Source organism: Pseudomonas sp. G5001 (assembly GCF_013385475.1).
Classification (GTDB): Bacteria; Pseudomonadota; Gammaproteobacteria; order Pseudomonadales; family Pseudomonadaceae; genus Aquipseudomonas.
On the sequence record NZ_JACAPZ010000009.1, the window covers coordinates 86,638 to 103,133 of the forward strand.

The 16,496-nt window shown below is 63.1% G+C and carries 20 protein-coding genes; 3 read left to right on the plus strand and 17 right to left on the minus strand.

The genetic code is table 11. From position 1 onward, the window contains the following. Positions 1–73: 73 nt before the first annotated feature. The 10 genes from HX805_RS08505 to ccmA all read right to left on the minus strand — a co-directional run bounded on the left by HX805_RS08505 (position 74) and on the right by ccmA (position 7,387). Positions 74–478 carry a hypothetical protein gene (locus tag HX805_RS08505; protein ID WP_003210627.1) on the minus strand — a complete coding sequence of 135 codons (405 nt, stop codon included), beginning with the start codon at positions 476–478 and terminating at the stop codon, positions 74–76. Between the two features lie 15 nt (positions 479–493). Further along, positions 494–1,687, minus strand: coding sequence for a c-type cytochrome biogenesis protein CcmI (ccmI, locus tag HX805_RS08510; RefSeq protein WP_177116762.1), 1,194 nt, complete (start codon positions 1,685–1,687; stop codon positions 494–496). Then, on the minus strand, positions 1,680–2,153 hold the full coding sequence (locus HX805_RS08515; protein WP_003210629.1) for a cytochrome c-type biogenesis protein: 474 nt from the start codon (positions 2,151–2,153) through the stop codon (positions 1,680–1,682). The genes ccmI and HX805_RS08515 overlap by 8 nt, the downstream gene beginning before the upstream one ends. Continuing rightward, on the minus strand, positions 2,150–2,686 hold the full coding sequence (locus HX805_RS08520; protein ID WP_008434782.1) for a DsbE family thiol:disulfide interchange protein: 537 nt from the start codon (positions 2,684–2,686) through the stop codon (positions 2,150–2,152). Before HX805_RS08520 ends, HX805_RS08515 begins: the two co-directional genes overlap by 4 nt. Continuing rightward, positions 2,683–4,671: a heme lyase CcmF/NrfE family subunit gene (locus HX805_RS08525; protein WP_177116763.1), complete on the minus strand. Its 1,989-nt coding sequence runs from the start codon at positions 4,669–4,671 to the stop codon at positions 2,683–2,685. Before HX805_RS08525 ends, HX805_RS08520 begins: the two co-directional genes overlap by 4 nt. Positions 4,672–4,674: 3 nt before the next feature. Then, positions 4,675–5,130 (minus strand): cytochrome c maturation protein CcmE, encoded by a 456-nt coding sequence (gene ccmE, locus HX805_RS08530; RefSeq protein WP_008434786.1) that lies wholly within the window; start codon positions 5,128–5,130, stop codon positions 4,675–4,677. Beyond that, complete coding sequence (gene ccmD, locus HX805_RS08535) at positions 5,127–5,303, minus strand: heme exporter protein CcmD (protein WP_008434788.1); 177 nt, start codon at positions 5,301–5,303, stop codon at positions 5,127–5,129. The genes ccmE and ccmD overlap by 4 nt, the downstream gene beginning before the upstream one ends. Further along, positions 5,300–6,055, minus strand: a complete 756-nt coding sequence (locus HX805_RS08540) for a heme ABC transporter permease (RefSeq protein ID WP_003210634.1) — start codon at positions 6,053–6,055, stop codon at positions 5,300–5,302. Before HX805_RS08540 ends, ccmD begins: the two co-directional genes overlap by 4 nt. 85 nt (positions 6,056–6,140) lie before the next feature. Beyond that, on the minus strand, positions 6,141–6,809 hold the full coding sequence (ccmB, locus tag HX805_RS08545; protein WP_003210635.1) for a heme exporter protein CcmB: 669 nt from the start codon (positions 6,807–6,809) through the stop codon (positions 6,141–6,143). Beyond that, positions 6,806–7,387: a cytochrome c biogenesis heme-transporting ATPase CcmA gene (gene ccmA / locus HX805_RS08550; RefSeq protein WP_003210636.1), complete on the minus strand. Its 582-nt coding sequence runs from the start codon at positions 7,385–7,387 to the stop codon at positions 6,806–6,808. The genes ccmB and ccmA overlap by 4 nt, the downstream gene beginning before the upstream one ends. Positions 7,388–7,639: 252 nt before the next feature. Between ccmA and HX805_RS08555 the strand changes: the two genes are divergently transcribed. From HX805_RS08555 to HX805_RS08565, 3 genes are all read left to right on the plus strand, one after another. Then, complete coding sequence (locus HX805_RS08555) at positions 7,640–9,223, plus strand: flagellar hook-length control protein FliK (protein WP_177116764.1); 1,584 nt, start codon at positions 7,640–7,642, stop codon at positions 9,221–9,223. After that, positions 9,220–9,549, plus strand: a complete 330-nt coding sequence (locus HX805_RS08560; protein WP_003210638.1) for an EscU/YscU/HrcU family type III secretion system export apparatus switch protein — start codon at positions 9,220–9,222, stop codon at positions 9,547–9,549. Before HX805_RS08555 ends, HX805_RS08560 begins: the two co-directional genes overlap by 4 nt. 227 nt (positions 9,550–9,776) lie before the next feature. Further along, positions 9,777–10,940, plus strand: coding sequence for a hypothetical protein (locus HX805_RS08565; protein WP_102604690.1), 1,164 nt, complete (start codon positions 9,777–9,779; stop codon positions 10,938–10,940). Positions 10,941–10,973: 33 nt separating this feature from the next. Here HX805_RS08565 and HX805_RS08570 read toward each other — a convergent pair whose 3' ends face one another. From HX805_RS08570 to HX805_RS08600, 7 genes are all read right to left on the minus strand, one after another. Beyond that, on the minus strand, positions 10,974–11,369 hold the full coding sequence (locus HX805_RS08570) for a DUF2802 domain-containing protein (RefSeq protein ID WP_008434800.1): 396 nt from the start codon (positions 11,367–11,369) through the stop codon (positions 10,974–10,976). Then, on the minus strand, positions 11,370–11,855 hold the full coding sequence (locus tag HX805_RS08575; RefSeq protein WP_003210641.1) for a chemotaxis protein CheW: 486 nt from the start codon (positions 11,853–11,855) through the stop codon (positions 11,370–11,372). Between the two features lie 73 nt (positions 11,856–11,928). Next, the gene (locus HX805_RS08580; RefSeq protein WP_003210642.1) at positions 11,929–12,732 is read right to left on the minus strand and encodes a CheW domain-containing protein; all 804 of its coding nucleotides are present in this window, start codon (positions 12,730–12,732) and stop codon (positions 11,929–11,931) included. A 151-nt stretch (positions 12,733–12,883) separates the two neighbouring features. After that, positions 12,884–13,672: a ParA family protein gene (locus tag HX805_RS08585; RefSeq protein WP_003210643.1), complete on the minus strand. Its 789-nt coding sequence runs from the start codon at positions 13,670–13,672 to the stop codon at positions 12,884–12,886. 51 nt (positions 13,673–13,723) lie between these two features. After that, complete coding sequence (gene motD, locus HX805_RS08590) at positions 13,724–14,611, minus strand: flagellar motor protein MotD (protein WP_003210644.1); 888 nt, start codon at positions 14,609–14,611, stop codon at positions 13,724–13,726. 15 nt (positions 14,612–14,626) lie between these two features. Beyond that, entirely contained in the window at positions 14,627–15,367 is a 741-nt protein-coding gene (locus HX805_RS08595) for a flagellar motor protein (protein WP_003210645.1), read from the minus strand. Next, a complete protein-coding gene (locus tag HX805_RS08600) occupies positions 15,367–16,488 on the minus strand; it encodes a chemotaxis response regulator protein-glutamate methylesterase (protein WP_008434810.1) in 1,122 nt (373 codons plus the stop codon). The genes HX805_RS08595 and HX805_RS08600 overlap by 1 nt, the downstream gene beginning before the upstream one ends. Positions 16,489–16,496: the final 8 nt, after the last annotated feature.

Sequence of the window (16,496 nt, forward strand, 5' to 3'; positions counted from 1 at the left end):
ATTTGAGCTTTGTTGTTGGGTGGACTGTATTCCAAACCAGCCATGAAAAAGGCGACCCGAAGGTCGCCTTTTTTCATTGCGCGTACTGCTTGCTCAACCCCGGCGGTACGCCATGGACATCGGTCTCTTCCCAAGGCCCGTTCGGGCTGATGGACCGGCTCCAGCCGTTGCTCCAGCGGTAGTAGGTGCGCTGGCGGTAGAACGTATCCGGCTGTTCGTCCAGCACGTACACCTGCATCTTTCCGTCCCAGTGGCTGGCCGCACCCGGTGGCGGTGCGAAGGTCGGCGAGGAGCTCGGCACCGGCTTCGACGGTTTGATCACTGGGCCCGAGGGCTGGGTGCCTGGCTGTGTGCTCGGCTGGGTCGACGGCCCTGTCGGTGGAATAGTCGGCCCGGTAGGCGACGGAGGCCGATGGACCGCACAAGCACTCAACCCCAGTACCAGGCTGAGCAGGGTGATACGTGCGATAGCGGTCATGGGCATTTCCTCGAATTATTGGTCCGGACTGTCGATGGTCAGCTGCTGCAGCGCAGTGGTGCTGCTGGCCAGGGGTTGGCTGCGGCCGATCCACTCGCCAGCTGTGGGAACACCTGCCCGGGATATGCGCGCAACCAGTTGGACTTCGGGAAAGTTGGACAGTTTCAACTGCGACATCATCGCGTCGCTGTCGCCCAGCTCGACGGTGATCGGCAGGTCGGCCACGGTCACGCGCTTGGCCGCCAATGGCGCAGGCGGGCCTTTGACGGCACGGGCGAAGATGAACACGCTGTCGGTCGGCAGGGCCTTGGCCTTCACATCGGCGGCCAGGTCCACCCGCACTTGCATCTGTTTTTCTGCCTTCACGGGCGCCACGCTACCACCGCTCTCCTTGAGCTTCTCGGCGGCCCGGTCGATCCCGCCTTGCAGCGCGGCACGGGAATTGTCGTCCGGTGGCAGTTGCGCCAGCAGGCGGTTCCAGTAGTCGATCGCTTCCTGGTAACGCTGGCCTTCAAAGGCGGCGATGCCCAGCAGGCCGAGGCTGGTGACTTCTTTCGGATCGAGTTTCAGTGCTTCGTCGGTCAGGGCCTGGACCTTGGGCGACCACTGTTTGTTGTCGGCAAAGTACTGGGCCTGGGCCCACTGGCCGAGCAACTCGGGCTGGCGACCGGCCAGGGCCACGGTGCGCTCGAAGATTTTCGCCGCATCGGCGGAACGGTCCTGGGCCATGTAGGCACGACCGAGGAAGTACAGGCCTTCCGGCGAGTCCGGCTGGGCCGCTGCGGCGCGCTCCAGGCGGCGGGTCATGTCTTCCATGGACACCGGCGGCTGGGAGAATTCGCGGGTCAGTTCGACCTTGTCGCTGGCACCGTAATGCAGGTACAGCGCCACGCCCAGCACCGGCACCAGAAACGCCGCGAGCAACGGCAACGGTTTGCCGAGGCGCGATTCCCGGGGCTTTTCCACACCCTCGGTATCCGCCAGCAACTCACGGGCCGCTTCAGCGCGACCGCTGTCCAGTTGGGCCGCATCCAGCACGCCTTCGGACTGCTGGGTTTGCAGTTCCGCCACACGTTCTTGATACAGCGCCACGTTCAGCGCGGTGCGATCCTCTTCAAGCTGGGCACGGCGGCCGCGTAACACCGGGATCAGCAGGAAACTCAAGGCAATCAGAAGCAGCAGACCTGCTGCGAGCCAGAAATCAATCATCAGTTTTTTTGTCCAGCAGTTGGTCGAGGCGTTGACGCTCGTCGACGGAAAGCGAGTCCGAGCCATCGGCCGGGGCGACACGACGGCGGCGCACAATCACCGCCATAACGACTAAGCCTGTGAGCAACAACCCGGCGGGGCCGAACCACAGCAGCGCAGTCTTGCCGGTGAGCGCCGGCTTGTAGCGCACGAAGTCACCGTAGCGGTCGACCATGAAGTCGATGATCTGCTGATTGTCCTTGCCCTCGCCGAGCATGCGGAAAATCTCTTTGCGCAGGTCGGCGGCGATCGGTGCATTGGAATCGGCGATGTCCTGGTTCTGGCACTTGGGGCAGCGCAGCTCCTTGGTCAGCTCGCGAAAACGCTCGCGGTCTCCGTCCTTGGCAAATTCGTAGGTGTCGATGGCGGCGTGGGCCACGCCGACCATGCTCAAGCCCAATACCGCGGCGGCTAACCAACGCTTCATGGCTTGGCCTCGTCCACCAGCGCCTGGTACTTGGCGGCCAGTTGCTCGCGCCACACCACTTCGTCGATCACGCCCACGTACTTGTCGCGGATCACGCCCTTGGCGTCGATGAAGAAGGTTTCCGGAGCGCCGTACACACCAAGGTTCAGCCCGAGGTTGCCGTCTTCGTCGCGGATATCCAGCTGGTACGGGTTGTGGAATTCCGCCAGCCACTTCAGGGCGGCAGCATTGTCGTCCTTGTAGTTGATGCCGTAGATCACCACGCCCTTCTCCGCCAGCTTGTTCAGCACCGGATGCTCCACGCGGCAGGAAATGCACCAGGTGCCCCACACGTTGACCAGTGCCGGTTTGCCCAGCAAATCAGCCTGGGTCAGGGTCTTGTCGCCCTGCACCGTCGGCAGCGAGAACGCCGGGAATGGCTTGCCGATCATGGCCGACGGCAGCTCGGCCGGGTCCAGGTACAGCCCGCGATACAGGAACACCGCCACCACCAGGAACGCCGCCAGCGGTAACACCATCAACCAACGCTTCATACTGGCGCTCCTTGCAGGCCGAGGGCTTCACGCACCCGGCTCTTGACCTTGACCCGGTAGCGCCGGTCCATCGCTGCCAGCAAACCACCGAAGCCGGTGAGCAGGCCGCCGAACCAGATCCAGCGCACAAACGGTTTGACGTGGACCCGCACGGCCCACGCGCCATCGCCCAGCGGTTCACCCAGGGCGACGTAGAGGTCGCGGGTGAAACCGGCGTCGATCCCGGCTTCGGTCATCATCGAGCTTTGCACGGTGTACAGGCGTTTTTCCGGGTGCAGCACCGCCACTTCCTTGCCATTGCGCACCACACGTACGGTGCCTTTGTCGGAGGTGAAGTTCGGGCCTTCGAAGTGCTTGGCGCCTTCGAAAATGAAGTGGTAACCGGCCAGGTCCATGGACTCGCCCGGTGCCAGGCGCAGGTCGCGCTCGGCACTGTTCTGGCTGGACAACACGACGCCCAGGGCGCACACGGCGATGCCGATGTGGGCGACCTGCATGCCCCAGTAACTGCGGGTCATGGTCGGCAAGCCTTTGATCAAACCTTTGTGGCGGGTCTTGTCGATCAGGTCGCGTACACCGGCCAGCAATACCCAGGCCGCGAGCATGAAGGTGGCAAGCACGGCCCAGTTGAAGTCGCCGTAGGCAATACCGGCGATCACGGCCAGCGCGGCGCTGCCGAGCAGTACCGGGGTGAGCATGCCCACCAGCCATTTCACCGGGGTGTCTTTCCAGCGCACCAGTACGCCGACCGCCATCACCACCATCAGCAGCGCCATCAACGGGATGAACAGCGCGTTGAAGTACGGCGGGCCGACGGACATCTTGGCGCCGCTCAGGGCATCCAGCACCAGCGGGTACAGGGTACCGAGCAGAATCATCGAGGCCGCCACCACCAGCACCAGGTTATTACCCAGCAGCAGGGTTTCCCTGGACCAGAGGTTGAAGCCCACGTGGCTCTTGACCACTGGCGCACGCAGGGCGAACAGCGTCAGGGAGCCGCCGACCACGAACAGCAGGAAGATCAGAATGAACACGCCGCGCTCCGGGTCGGAGGCAAACGCGTGCACCGAGGTCAGCACGCCGGAACGCACCAGGAACGTACCCAGCAGGCTCAGGGAAAACGCGGCGATGGCCAGCAACACGGTCCAGCTTTTGAACACGCCGCGTTTTTCCGTGACTGCCAGCGAGTGAATCAGCGCGGTGCCCACCAGCCAGGGCATGAAGGAGGCGTTTTCCACCGGGTCCCAGAACCACCAGCCGCCCCAGCCGAGTTCGTAGTAGGCCCACCACGAGCCCAGGGTGATGCCGATGCCGAGGAATGCCCAGGCGACGATGGTCCACGGCCGCGACCAGCGCGCCCAGGCGGCATCGAGACGCCCGCCGAGCAAGGCGGCGATGGCGAAGGCGAAGGCGACCGAGAAACCGACGTAGCCCATGTAGAGCATCGGCGGGTGCACGATAAGGCCGATGTCCTGCAGCAGCGGGTTGAGGTCGTGCCCGTCGACCGGGATCTGCGGCAGGATGCGGGTGAACGGGTTGGAGGTCATGATCAGGAACAGCAGGAAGCCGATGCTGATCATGCCCATCACCGCCAGCACCCGGGCCAGCATCACCTGCGGCAGTTGGCGGGAGAAGATCGAGACGGCAAAGGTCCAGCCGCCGAGGATCAATGCCCACAGCAGCAACGAACCTTCGTGGGCGCCCCACACGGCGCTGAACTTGTAGTACCAGGGCAAGGCGCTGTTGGAGTTATTGGCGACGTAGGCGACAGAAAAGTCGTCGGTCATGAAGGCGTAGGTCAGGCAACCGAAGGCGAACACCAGAAAGGCGAACTGGCCCCAGGCAGCCGGCTGGGCCAGGCTCATCCACAGGCGGTCACCGCGCCAGGCGCCCAGCAACGGGACCACGGCCTGGACGATGGCAAAGCACAGGGCGAGGATCATCGCCAGTTGGCCCAACTCCGGAATAAACAGTGCGGACGTCATGACTTAGCCCTCCTTGGCAGGGGTCGGGGCGGATTGGCCGCTGTCTTTGAGGGCCTTGGTGACTTCCGGCGGCATGTATTTTTCATCGTGCTTGGCCAGCACTTCGTCGGCCACTACCACGCCGTCGGCGTTGAGCTTGCCGAGGGCGACGATGCCCTGCCCTTCGCGGAACAGGTCCGGGAGGATGCCGCGGTAGGTGATGGTCACGGACTTGTTGAAGTCGGTGACGATGAACTTGACGTCCAGGGAGTCGCCGGAGCGTTGCAACGAGCCTTTCTCGACCATGCCACCGGCACGGATTCGGGTATCCAGCGGCGCTTCGCCGTTGGCGATCTGGGTCGGGGTGTAGAACAGGTTGATGTTCTCCCGCAGGGCGCTCAGGGCCAGGGTCACGGCAATGCCGACACCGGCCATGATGGCCAGGATGATCAACAGACGCTTTCTACGCAGCGGATTCACTTTTCGGTCTCCCGGCGCAAACGACGCGCCTCTTGTTGCAGGTAACGCTTGCGGGCCAGGATCGGCGCGGCGACGTTGAGGGCCAGCACCGCCAGGCAAATGCCATAGGCCGTCCAGACGTACAGGGCGTGATGGCCCATGGCGAGAAAATCACTGAAAGAGTTGAAGCTCATCCACGGGCTCCCAGGCTGTTTTGCACTTCGGCCTTGACCCAACTGGTGCGGGCTTCACGCTTGAGCACTTCGAGGCGCATGCGCAGCAGCAGCACGGCGCCGAAGAAGCAGTAGAACCCCAGCACCATCAGCAGCAGCGGCGCCCACATTTCCACGGGCATTGCCGGCTTTTCGGTGAGGGTGAAGGTGGCGCCCTGGTGCAGGGTGTTCCACCACTCCACGGAGTATTTGATGATCGGGATGTTGATCACGCCGACAATCGCCAGCACCGCGCAGGCCTTGGCGGCGCTGTCACGGTTGCTGATGGCGTTGCCCAGGGCAATCAGGCCGAAGTACAGGAACAGCAGGATCAGCATCGAGGTGAGTCGCGCATCCCATACCCACCACGAACCCCAGGTCGGCTTGCCCCAGATCGCGCCGGTGACCAGCGCCACGGCGGTCATCCAGGCACCGATGGGCGCGGCGCATTGCAGGGCCACATCCGCCAGTTTCATCTTCCACACCAGGCCGACGATGCCGCACACCGCCAGCATCACGTAGCAGGACTGGGCCAGCATCGCGGCAGGCACGTGGATGTAGATGATGCGAAAGCTGTTGCCTTGCTGATAGTCCGGCGGCGCGAAGGCCAGGCCCCAGACCAGGCCGATGCCGATCAGCAATACCGCGGCGATGCTCAACCACGGCAGCAGTTTGCCACTGATGCCGTAAAACCATTTGGGCGAGCCGAGCTTGTGAAACCAGGTCCAGTTCATGCTGTTTCCATCACGGTTGCTTCTCGTCGTTGCGAGAAGCTTAGGGTCTTTACTGGTTAAGGTTCTATCGCTTAACCAGACCTCATTATTCGCCGACGCTGATCTTCAGGCCAGCCGCTATAGCAAAGGGTGTCAGGGTTACCGCCAGGGCGGCCAGGCTGCCAAGCCACAGGAGGTAACCGGTCGCCGGCATGCCCTGGAGCGCGGCTTGCAACGCGCCGCTGCCCAGGATCAACACCGGGATATACAAAGGCAAGATCAGCAGCGCCAACAACAGGCCACCGCGTTTCAAACCGACGGTCAGTGCCGCACCTACGGCGCCCAGTAGACTGAGAACCGGCGTGCCAAGCAACAAGGAAAGGAGCAACACCGGCAGGCATTCGGTGGGCAACCCCAGCATCATCGCCAGCAGCGGCGCGAGCAGTACCAGCGCCAGGCCGGAAAACGCCCAGTGTGCCAGTACCTTGGCCAATACCAGAAGTGGCAGGGGGTGCGACGAAAGGACCCACTGTTCGAGGGAACCGTCTTCAAAATCACTGCGAAACAGCCCGTCCAGCGAGAGCAGGACTGACAAAAGTGCCGCCACCCAGACCAGTCCCGGAGACAAGGTTTGCAACAGTTTAGTCTCGGGGCCCACCGCCAACGGGAACAGCGCGATCACAATCGCGAAGAACACCAGCGGGTTGGCCAATTCGGCCGGACGGCGACAGAGTAACCGCGCTTCGCGGGCGACCAACAGGGCAAATACGCTCATACCGCCCACCGGCCCAGGTCGAGGTCGCGGTAACCGGCGGGCATGCGCGTCAAGGTGTGGTGAGTGGTCAGGACAACCATGCCGCCCTGCTCGCAGTGCGCGGCAAGGTGTTCTTCCAACTGGGCGACGCCTTGTTTGTCGAGGGCGGTGAAGGGTTCGTCGAGAATCCATAGCGGCGGGCCGTCGAGATACAAACGGGCCAGGGCCACGCGGCGCTGCTGGCCGGCGGACAGGGTGTGGCAGGGAACGTCTTCGAAACCCTTGAGGCCAACCGCGGCCAGTGCCTGCCAGATCGCCTCGCGGCTGGCGGGATGATGCAGGGCGCTGAGCCAACTGAGGTTTTCTTCAGCGGTAAGCACATCCTTGATTCCGGCGGCGTGGCCGATCCAGATCAGGTTGCGCGCCAGCTCGGTGCGCTGCTCGTGCAACGGTTTGCCGTTGAGCCGCACTTCGCCCGCCGTCGGCTGCATCAGACCGGCCAGCAGGCGTAACAGGCTGGTCTTGCCGCTGCCGTTGGGGCCGCTGACCTGCACCATGTCGCCGCCCGCCAGACGCAGTTCGAGGTGTTCGAACAGCATCCGCAGGTCACGTTCACAGGCGAGCGCTACGGCTTCTAGAAGAGGGCTGGTCAAGAGATCGCGGGCCTTTACGGTTCAAGTCGGCGGTGGAACGGCCGTTAAAGAGATGCACATTAACTGCTTTGGCGACCGTTTTTAGAGAGCTGGATCAATCAGTTGTGTTGTTTTTAACGCTCTCTTTGAAGACGGGCGGCATTATACATGTGATGCCCTACTCTAAAGAGGGCAATTTCCCCTGAGACGGCGCGCACGATGACCGGTGAGATCAATCTTCCCACGCTCCCCCCGACGCTTCCGGCCGGGCCTGCGCCCGCGCCTGCAGCGGGCGAGTTGCTGAAACTGCTGGAGCCGCAGACCGGCCTGATCGACCCCGGAAAAACCGTAAATGCCGAGGTGCTGGCACTGAAACAAGGCGGCGATGCGTTTCAGTTGCTGCTCAAGCTGACCCTGGAAGGCGGCCGGCAAACCCTGGTGCAGGCCAGCAGCAGCCAGCCGCTGCCGCTGGGTACCCAGGTGGAAGTCAGCCAGACGCCGTCGGGCAATTTGTCCATCAGCCTGCAGCAGGCCCTGAGTTCCAGCGTCGCTGCGCTGACGCGTATCGATACCAGCCAGTTACCGGTGGGCACCCTGCTGCAAGGCAAGGTGCTGACCACCCAGGCGCTGCCACAGGGCGCCAACCAGCCGGTGGTGTATCGCTCACTGGTGTCGGTGCTCAATAACGTCCTCAGCGGCGCGACCCTGACCGTCGAAAGCCCGCAGCCCTTGCGCGTCGGCAGCCTGCTCAGCGCCGTGGTGCAAAGTGCGCAGACCTTGAGCTTTGTACCGCTGAGCGGGCGCCAGGACCAATTGGCCGTGGCCCAGCAACTCTCCACCCAGCAAAGCCGCCAGGGCTCGCTGGACGTGGTATTCACCGCGCTGCAAAGCCTGCCGGCGACCAGCAGCGACGGCACCGGGGCCGACCTGCGCGCCGCCGCCGAGCGTTTGCTCGCCGGCCTGCCCGACCTGGCCCAGGCCAGCAACCCCAAGGTGCTGGCGCAACTGATCCAGAACAGCGGGACCTTCCTCGAAGCCAAGTTGCTGGCCGGGCAAAACCCGCAGATACCGCCGCTGGACATGAAAGGCGCGCTGCTGCGCTTCGTCGCCGACCTGCTGCCATCCCTGCCCGCCAGCACCAATCTGAATGCGATCCTCGCTGCCAACACCCTGGCGCAGTTGCTGCCCAGCTTCGTACGCAGCCCGCTGGGCACCCTCGGCCAGGTCGGCGCCAGGCAGGCGCCCGCAGGCTTTCCGTTGCCCGATCGGCTAATGCAACGCCTGGAAGGTGAAAGTGACCTGGAAAACCTGCTGCGCCTGGCCGCCGGGGCCATCTCCCGCCTGCAAAGCCATCAGCTGTCGAGCCTGGAGCAGACCGGTACCACCGCCGACGGCAAGCTCTTGACCACCTGGCAGCTGGAAATCCCCATGCGCACCTTGCAGGACATCGTGCCGTTGCAGGTCAAGTTCCAGCGGGAAGAATCGGCGCCCGACAAGGAACAGCCGGAACGCAAGGACAGCAAGGATCCCAAGCAAATGCTCTGGCGCGTGGAAATGGCGCTCGACATGGAGCCGCTCGGCCCGTTGCAGGTCCAGGCGCAACTGAGCCAGGGCAAACTGTCGAGCCAGTTGTGGGCGACCCGGCCCTTCACCGCCAGCCTGATCGAAAGCCACCTGGGCAGCCTGCGCGAGCGCCTGGTGTCGTCGGGACTCAACGTCGGCGACCTCGACTGCCACCTCGGTACCCCGCCACGGGGCCCGAAAACCGGGCTTGAACAACGCTGGGTGGATGAAACCGCATGAAAAACCCCAACCCGCCCCGCCAGGCCATCGCCCTCAAATACGACGGGCAACAAGCGCCGACCCTGACCGCCAAGGGCGACGATGCCCTGGCCGAAGCCATCCTCAAGCTGGCCCGGGAGAACGAAGTCCCGATTTACGAAAATGCCGAGCTGGTCAAATTACTGGCACGCATGGAGTTGGGCGACAGCATCCCGGAAGAGCTGTACCGCACCGTCGCCGAGATCATCGCGTTCGCCTGGACGCTGAAGGGCAAGTTCCCGGTGGGCTACGACCCGGACGCGGGGCCGGTGGAGCGGGATGTGACGGAAAGAGGCGACGATTATTAAGGTGGGAGCCGGCTGATCGTTCCCACGCTCTGCGTGGGAACGCCGCCTCGGACGCTCCGCGTCCAACCGGCGCTGCAACGTTCAAGTCTTGCGCAGGGGTGACGCGGAGCGTCACGGGATGCATTCCCACGCAGAGCGTGGGAATGATCAGTTGCGGTGGGTGGTGTATAGCAATTATATCTTTCGAGGTATAGATTATCCCGAACCCGATAGTTCAGGATAAACCCATGAGCCCTACCCGCCCGATTCTCAGTCGAAAGCTACTCGCCGAAGCGCTCGCCCGTGATCTGGCAGGCGAGTCATTTGCCGACTACAGCTCCGGCATGTTCCTCGCGGCTCCGCGCCGTACCGGCAAGAGTACGTTCCTGCGCAACGACCTTATCCCCGAGTGCAAGGCCCGGGGCTGGCTGCCGGTGTACGTGGACCTGTGGATGAACCGCGAAGTCGACCCCGCCGAACTGATCTCCGGCGCTATCGGCAAAGCCCTGGGCGAGTTCGAAAGCGCAGTGAGCAAGGCGGCCAAGAAAGCCGGTATCGATAAGATCAGCCTGCTGCGCACCTTGAGTTGGGATTTCACCAAACCGCAATTGCCCGCCGGCACTACGCTCAGCCACGCCCTGGACGTGCTGCACCAGGTCTCGGGGCAAATGATCGTGCTGATCGTGGACGAGGCCCAGCACGCCCTCAACAGCGAAGGCGGGGTGAACGCCATGTTCGCCCTCAAGGCGGCACGGGATCATCTCAACGGCAGCAGCACGGCCGACGGCCTGCGCCTGGTCTTCACCGGCTCCAGCCGGGACAAACTGGCCAACCTGGTACTCAAGAGCAAACAACCGTTCTTCGGCGCCCATATCACGCCGTTCCCGCTGCTGAGCCGGGATTTCGTCGAGTTCGTGACGGACCTCTGGAACCAGCGCCTGGCCGCGACCAACCAGTTCAACCTGGAGGACATGGACTATGCCTTCCAGCTCGTTGGCCGGCGCCCGGAAATGCTCAACACACTACTGACCGAAGTGAGCGTGGGTCTTGGCGAGGCCAGCAACCTTGGCGAGTTGCTGAGGACCGGGGCACTCAATCACCAGGCCGGCATCTGGAGCGATTACGAGAGCGCCTACAACGACCTCTCGCCGCTGCAACAGGCGGTACTTGAAGTGATGGGCGAACGAACCCTGGGCAAGCAGGCGTTCTCGCCTTTTGCGGAGAAAACCTTCCAGGATGTGAACCGCAAGCTGGAGCAGGCCCAGGTCGAGCCGAACGCCAGCACGCCAAACGTGCAGAAAGCACTGGAAGTGCTGCGGGAGAAGGAGTTGGTCTGGAAAGCCAACCGTGGTGAATACGCCCTGGAGGACTCGACCATGGCCGAATGGCTGAGCAACCGGCACCGGCTATAAGCTGCAAGCAATACCGCTTGCAGCTCGTAACCTTCAGTTGTCCTTGTGCAACCGGCTCATCAACTGCGCTTCAGCCTGGGTCAACCCGCAGGACTGCGTCAGCTCATCCACCGTGGCGCCCATGCCCACCAGCTTCGCCGCCTGGGCGAATGAGAGGCTCGACGGGTCACGCTGCTCGAGTGCCGACAGCTTGTCCGGCAACGGCGCCAGCACCGAACGCAGCTCGTGCACTTCATCACCCACACGCACCGCACTTTGCTGGAAGTGGTCGACCCGCTTGGCCAGCTCCAGGATCCGCCGGTCGCGCACAGCGTCGCGCTCGACTTGTCGAGTGGCCAATTCCCGTTGCTGGCGAACATAACGCAGCAGGAAGCCCAGGGTCCCGGCCCAAAGGATGGCCAGGACGATCACCGCTACCTCAAGAAACAATCAGATATTCTCCAGGTCCTGCCACTCTTCTTCGCTCATCATCTTGTCCAGCTCAACCAGAATCAGCAGTTCGCCGTTCTTGTTGCAGACACCCTGGATGAACTTGGCCGATTCTTCGTTGCCGACGTTCGGCGCAGTCTCGACTTCGGATTGGCGCAGGTAAACCACTTCAGCCACGCTGTCGACCATGATCCCGACCACTTGCTTGTCGGCTTCGATGATCACGATGCGGGTGTTGTCGTTGACTTCGGTCGGCACCAGGCCAAAACGCTGGCGGGTGTCGATCACGGTCACCACGTTGCCGCGCAGGTTGATGATGCCCAGCACATAGCTTGGGGCACCCGGAACCGGAGCGATTTCGGTGTAGCGCAGCACTTCCTGCACACGCATCACGTTGATGCCGTAGGACTCGTTGTCCAGCTTGAAGGTGACCCATTGCAGGATTGGATCATCCACCAGACCTTGTGCGGACACTGACTTGTTCATACTCCAGACCCCTTCAAATACCGTTGGTTACGGTGTGTGTTCTTGGGCAGCGCCGTAGCGCTGCTGCTTGTTATCAAGTGCGTTTGTTCAGCGGCATGGCTTTTACCGCGCCGCTGGCAATCAACTCCGCCAGTTCGGCCACATCCAGCAACGCGCACATGTGTTCGATCACAGTGCCCGCCAGCCATGGCCGCTGGCCGCGGTGGCTGCGCCATTTGATTTCGTTCGGGTCCAGGCGCAATGAGCGGCTGACCTGATGCACCGCCAGCCCCCACTCGTAGCCCTGGACCGAAATAACGTATTGCAGGCCCTGGCGGAAGTCATCGCGGTAGCGGTCGGGCATCACCCAACGCGCGGTGTCCAATACCTTCAAGTTGCCCTGCTGGCTCGGCAGGATCCCGAGGAACCAATCCGGCTGGCCGAACAACGGCGTCAACTCCTGGCCTTCCAGGGAGTAGATCGACCCCAGGCACACCAGCGGCACCGCCAGGGTCAGCCCGGCGACATCGAACAGCAAACATTCGAACGGCTCCGCAGCCCACACCGGGCGACCGTCGCCCTGTACCGGCGGCGGCGTGATGCTCGGCGGGAGGTGAACCTCAACCACCGGCTCCACCACTACAGGCGCAATCACCACAGGCTCGACGGGCACAGCAACCGGTACAGGAACTGCTACGGGAACCACCAACGCATCACGGGCCTGCTCTTCCAGGACCGCCAGCTGAAACTCGTCCAGGGCAGCAGGTTCAGGCTCGATGACTTCATCGAGGATCAGAATCGGTTCCGGCATGTCCTCGGTGGCGTCCTGGAGCAAGGCGTCCAGGTAGGACTCCAGCGCCAGTTGCGGCCGGGTCTTGAAATCAACGGGACGGTTCATCTGTATGCCCACGCGCAAGCCCCATCAACCCTGTATTCAGAGGTTATCGGCCTGTGAGTGTCCGGACTTGAATCGAGAGCCGGTTTTGTCGCGAAAACTGCGGCGTCTGCATCGCTGGCAAGCCAGGCTCCTACAGGGCTGTTTATGACCATCACGCCACCTGCGCCACAAGTTGCTGGGACAACAGGTGCTTGAGCAACGCCCGATACGCCAGCACCCCACGGCTCTTGCCGTCGAACTGCGACGGCGTCAGCCCTGCCCGGCTCGCATCCCGCAGGCGCGTGTCCACCGGGATGTAGCCTTGCCAGATAGTGTCCGGATAAGCATCGCGCAATACCCGCAAGGTGCCGAGGGACGCCTGGGTACGGCGGTCAAACAGGGTCGGCACGATGCTGAACGGCAGCGCTTGCTTGCGCGAGCGGTTGATCATCGCCAGGGTACTGACCATCCGCTCCAGGCCCTTGACGGCCAGGTGCTCGGTCTGCACCGGGATCACCAGCTGTTGGCTGGCGGCCAGGGCGTTGACCATCAGCACGCCGAGCAACGGCGGGCTGTCGATGATCGCGTAGTCGAAGTCCTGCCACAGCTGCGCCAGGGTCTTGGCGATCACCAGGCCCAGGCCGCTCTGCCCCGGCGACTGGCGCTCAAGGGTGGCCAGGGCGGTGCTGGACGGCAACAGCGAGATCTTTTCATTGCTGGTAGGCAGCAACAGTTGCCCCGGCAAGTCGGCCGGCACGCTGCCCTTGTGCAGGAACAGGTCGTAGCAACTGTGTTCCAGGGCATCCGGGTCATAGCCGAAATAGCTGGTCATGGAGCCGTGGGGGTCCAGGTCGACCACGACCACACGCTTGCCGGCCTCGGCCAGCAAGCCGGCCAAGGCGATGGACGTGGTGGTTTTACCGACACCACCCTTTTGATTGGCAACTGCCCAGACTCTCATTCGGATTGTTCCTCCCGGCAGGCATAGGCTCGACCGAGAAATTGCATGGGGTTATAGAGCCGGTGACGGAGAATTGACGGCACTCCCGCGAACCGGCGCCTTTACGGGCGCTGGTGCAGTTTGTGTGCCAGCCCGCTTCAAGGCGGCATCCGGTGTTGCATTGGCAGTGCCGGTACCGGTCAGGCTGCGGCGCACGTCCAGGTTGCGCGACACCACCAGCACCACCCGTCGGTTGCGCGCACGGCCTTCCGCCGTGGCGTTATTGGCCACCGGCTGGAACTCGCCGTAACCCACCGACGCCAGGCGCCCGGGGTTCACACCCTGCATCGCGAGCATTCGTACAATACTCGCCGCCCGGGCCGAAGACAGCTCCCAGTTGGTCGGGTACTGCGCGGTACTGATCGGCAGGTTATCGGTAAAGCCTTCAACGTGGACCGGGTTTTCAAACGGCTTCAGGATCGCCGCCACCTTGTCGATGATGGTAAACGCCTGGTCGCTGGGCATTGCATCGGCACTGGCGAACAGCAGGCTGGAATTGAGTTCGATCTCGACCCACAACTCATTGCCGCGCACGGTCATCTGGTTGGAGCTGATCAGGTCGCCAAAGGCCGCGCTGATGTTATCGGCGATGCTTTTCAGCGGGTCGCTGGTGCCACCGATGCCGGCGGCGGTTTCATCGCTGTCGTTGACCAGCGGCTTGGCCGGGGTCACGGTCTTGGGGCGTTCTTCGCCAATGGGTATCGGCTTGAGGGCGCGGTCAGCGTCGTTGAACACGCCAATCAGCGCCTGGGAAATGACTTTGTACTTGCCTTCGTTGATCGAGGAAATGGAGTACATCACCACAAAAAACGCGAACAGCAACGTAATGAAGTCGGCGTAGGACACCAGCCAGCGTTCATGGTTGACGTGTTCTTCAGGCTCGCGGCGGCGACGGCTCACAACAAATACCTCCCATCAATCCATGAAGCCCTGGAGCTTCAATTCGATGGAGCGCGGGTTTTCACCCTCGGCAATCGAGAGGATGCCTTCGAGCAACATCTCGCGATAACGCGACTGGCGCAGGGCGATCGACTTGAGCTTGCTGGCCACCGGCAACAACACCAGGTTGGCACTGGCCACGCCGTAGATGGTGGCGACGAACGCCACGGCAATCCCGCTGCCCAGTTGCGACGGATCGGCCAGGTTGCCCATCACGTGGATCAAGCCCATCACCGCACCGATGATGCCGATGGTCGGCGCGTAGCCGCCCATGCTTTCAAAGACTTTGGCAGCGTTGATGTCGCGGCTTTCCTGGGTGTAGAAGTCCACTTCGAGGATGCTGCGAATCGCTTCCGGCTCGGCGCCGTCCACCAGCAGTTGCAGGCCTTTGCGCGCGTAGCTGTCGGGCTCGGCATCGGCCACGCCTTCCAGCCCGAGCAGGCCTTCCTTGCGCGCCGTGAGGCTCCAGTTGACCACGCGGTCGATGCCGCCCGGCAAGTCGACACGCGGCGGGAAAATAATCCAGATGAGGATCTGCATCGCGCGCTTGAACGAACTCATGGGCGACTGCAACAACGCCGCGCCCACGGTGCCGCCGATCACGATCAACGCCGCCGGGCCGTTGGCCAGGGCGCCCAGGTGGCCGCCTTCGAGGTAGTTGCCGCCGATAATCGCGACAAACGCCATGATGATGCCGATCAGGCTCAATACATCCATCAGAGGCAAGCCTCCACCAGGTGCTTGCCGATGTCGTCGAGGCTGTAGACGGCGTCGGCCAGGTCGGCCTTGACGATGGCCATGGGCATGCCATAGATCACGCAGCTGGCTTCATCCTGGGCCCAGATCGCGCTGCCGCCCTGCTTGAGCAGGCGCGCGCCTTCACGGCCGTCGGCGCCCATGCCGGTCAACACCACCGCCAAAACTTTGTCGCCGTAGGATTTGGCCGCAGACCCGAAGGTGATATCCACACACGGCTTGTAGTTCAGGCGTTCGTCACCCGGCAGGATTTTGATCGCACCACGGCCATCGACCATCATCTGCTTGCCACCAGGGGCCAGCAGCGCCAGACCCGGACGCAGGATGTCGCCATCCTCGGCTTCCTTGACGCTGATGCGGCACAGCTTGTCCAGGCGCTCGGCGAACGCCTTGGTGAACGCGGCCGGCATGTGCTGGATCAACACGATCGGCGCCGGGAAGTTCGCCGGCAATTGGGTCAACACCCGCTGCAAGGCCACCGGGCCGCCGGTGGACGTACCGATGGCCACCAGCTTGTAGGCCTTGCGCTTGGGCGCAGGTGAATGTGCGGCGGGCGCAGCCGTACGCACCGGGGCGGCGGCCGGGCGCGCAACCGGTGCCGGCGCCGGGCGACCAAAGGTGCTCGGGGCGGCCGGTGGCGGCGTAACGGGTGCGGGCGCCGGCGCACTGAACAGGCTGCGACGGTTACTGCGGGAGATGCTGTGCACCTTCTCGCAGAGCATCTGCTTGACCTTCTCGGGGTTGCGCGAGATGTCTTCGAAATTCTTCGGCAGGAAGTCCACCGCGCCGGCATCCAGCGCATCCAGGGTGACCCGGGCGCCTTCGTGGGTCAGCGAGGAGAACATCAACACCGGCGTCGGGCAGCGCTGCATGATGTGCCGCACCGCCGTGATGCCGTCCATCATCGGCATCTCGTAGTCCATGGTGATCACGTCCGGCTTGAGCGCCAGGGCCTGATCGATCGCCTCTTTGCCGTTGGTGGCCGTGCCGACCACCTGGATATTGGAATCCGATGAAAGAATTTCCGAGACGCGGCGGCGGAAGAAACCCGAATCGTCCACCACCAGGACCTTGACTACCATAAACACTC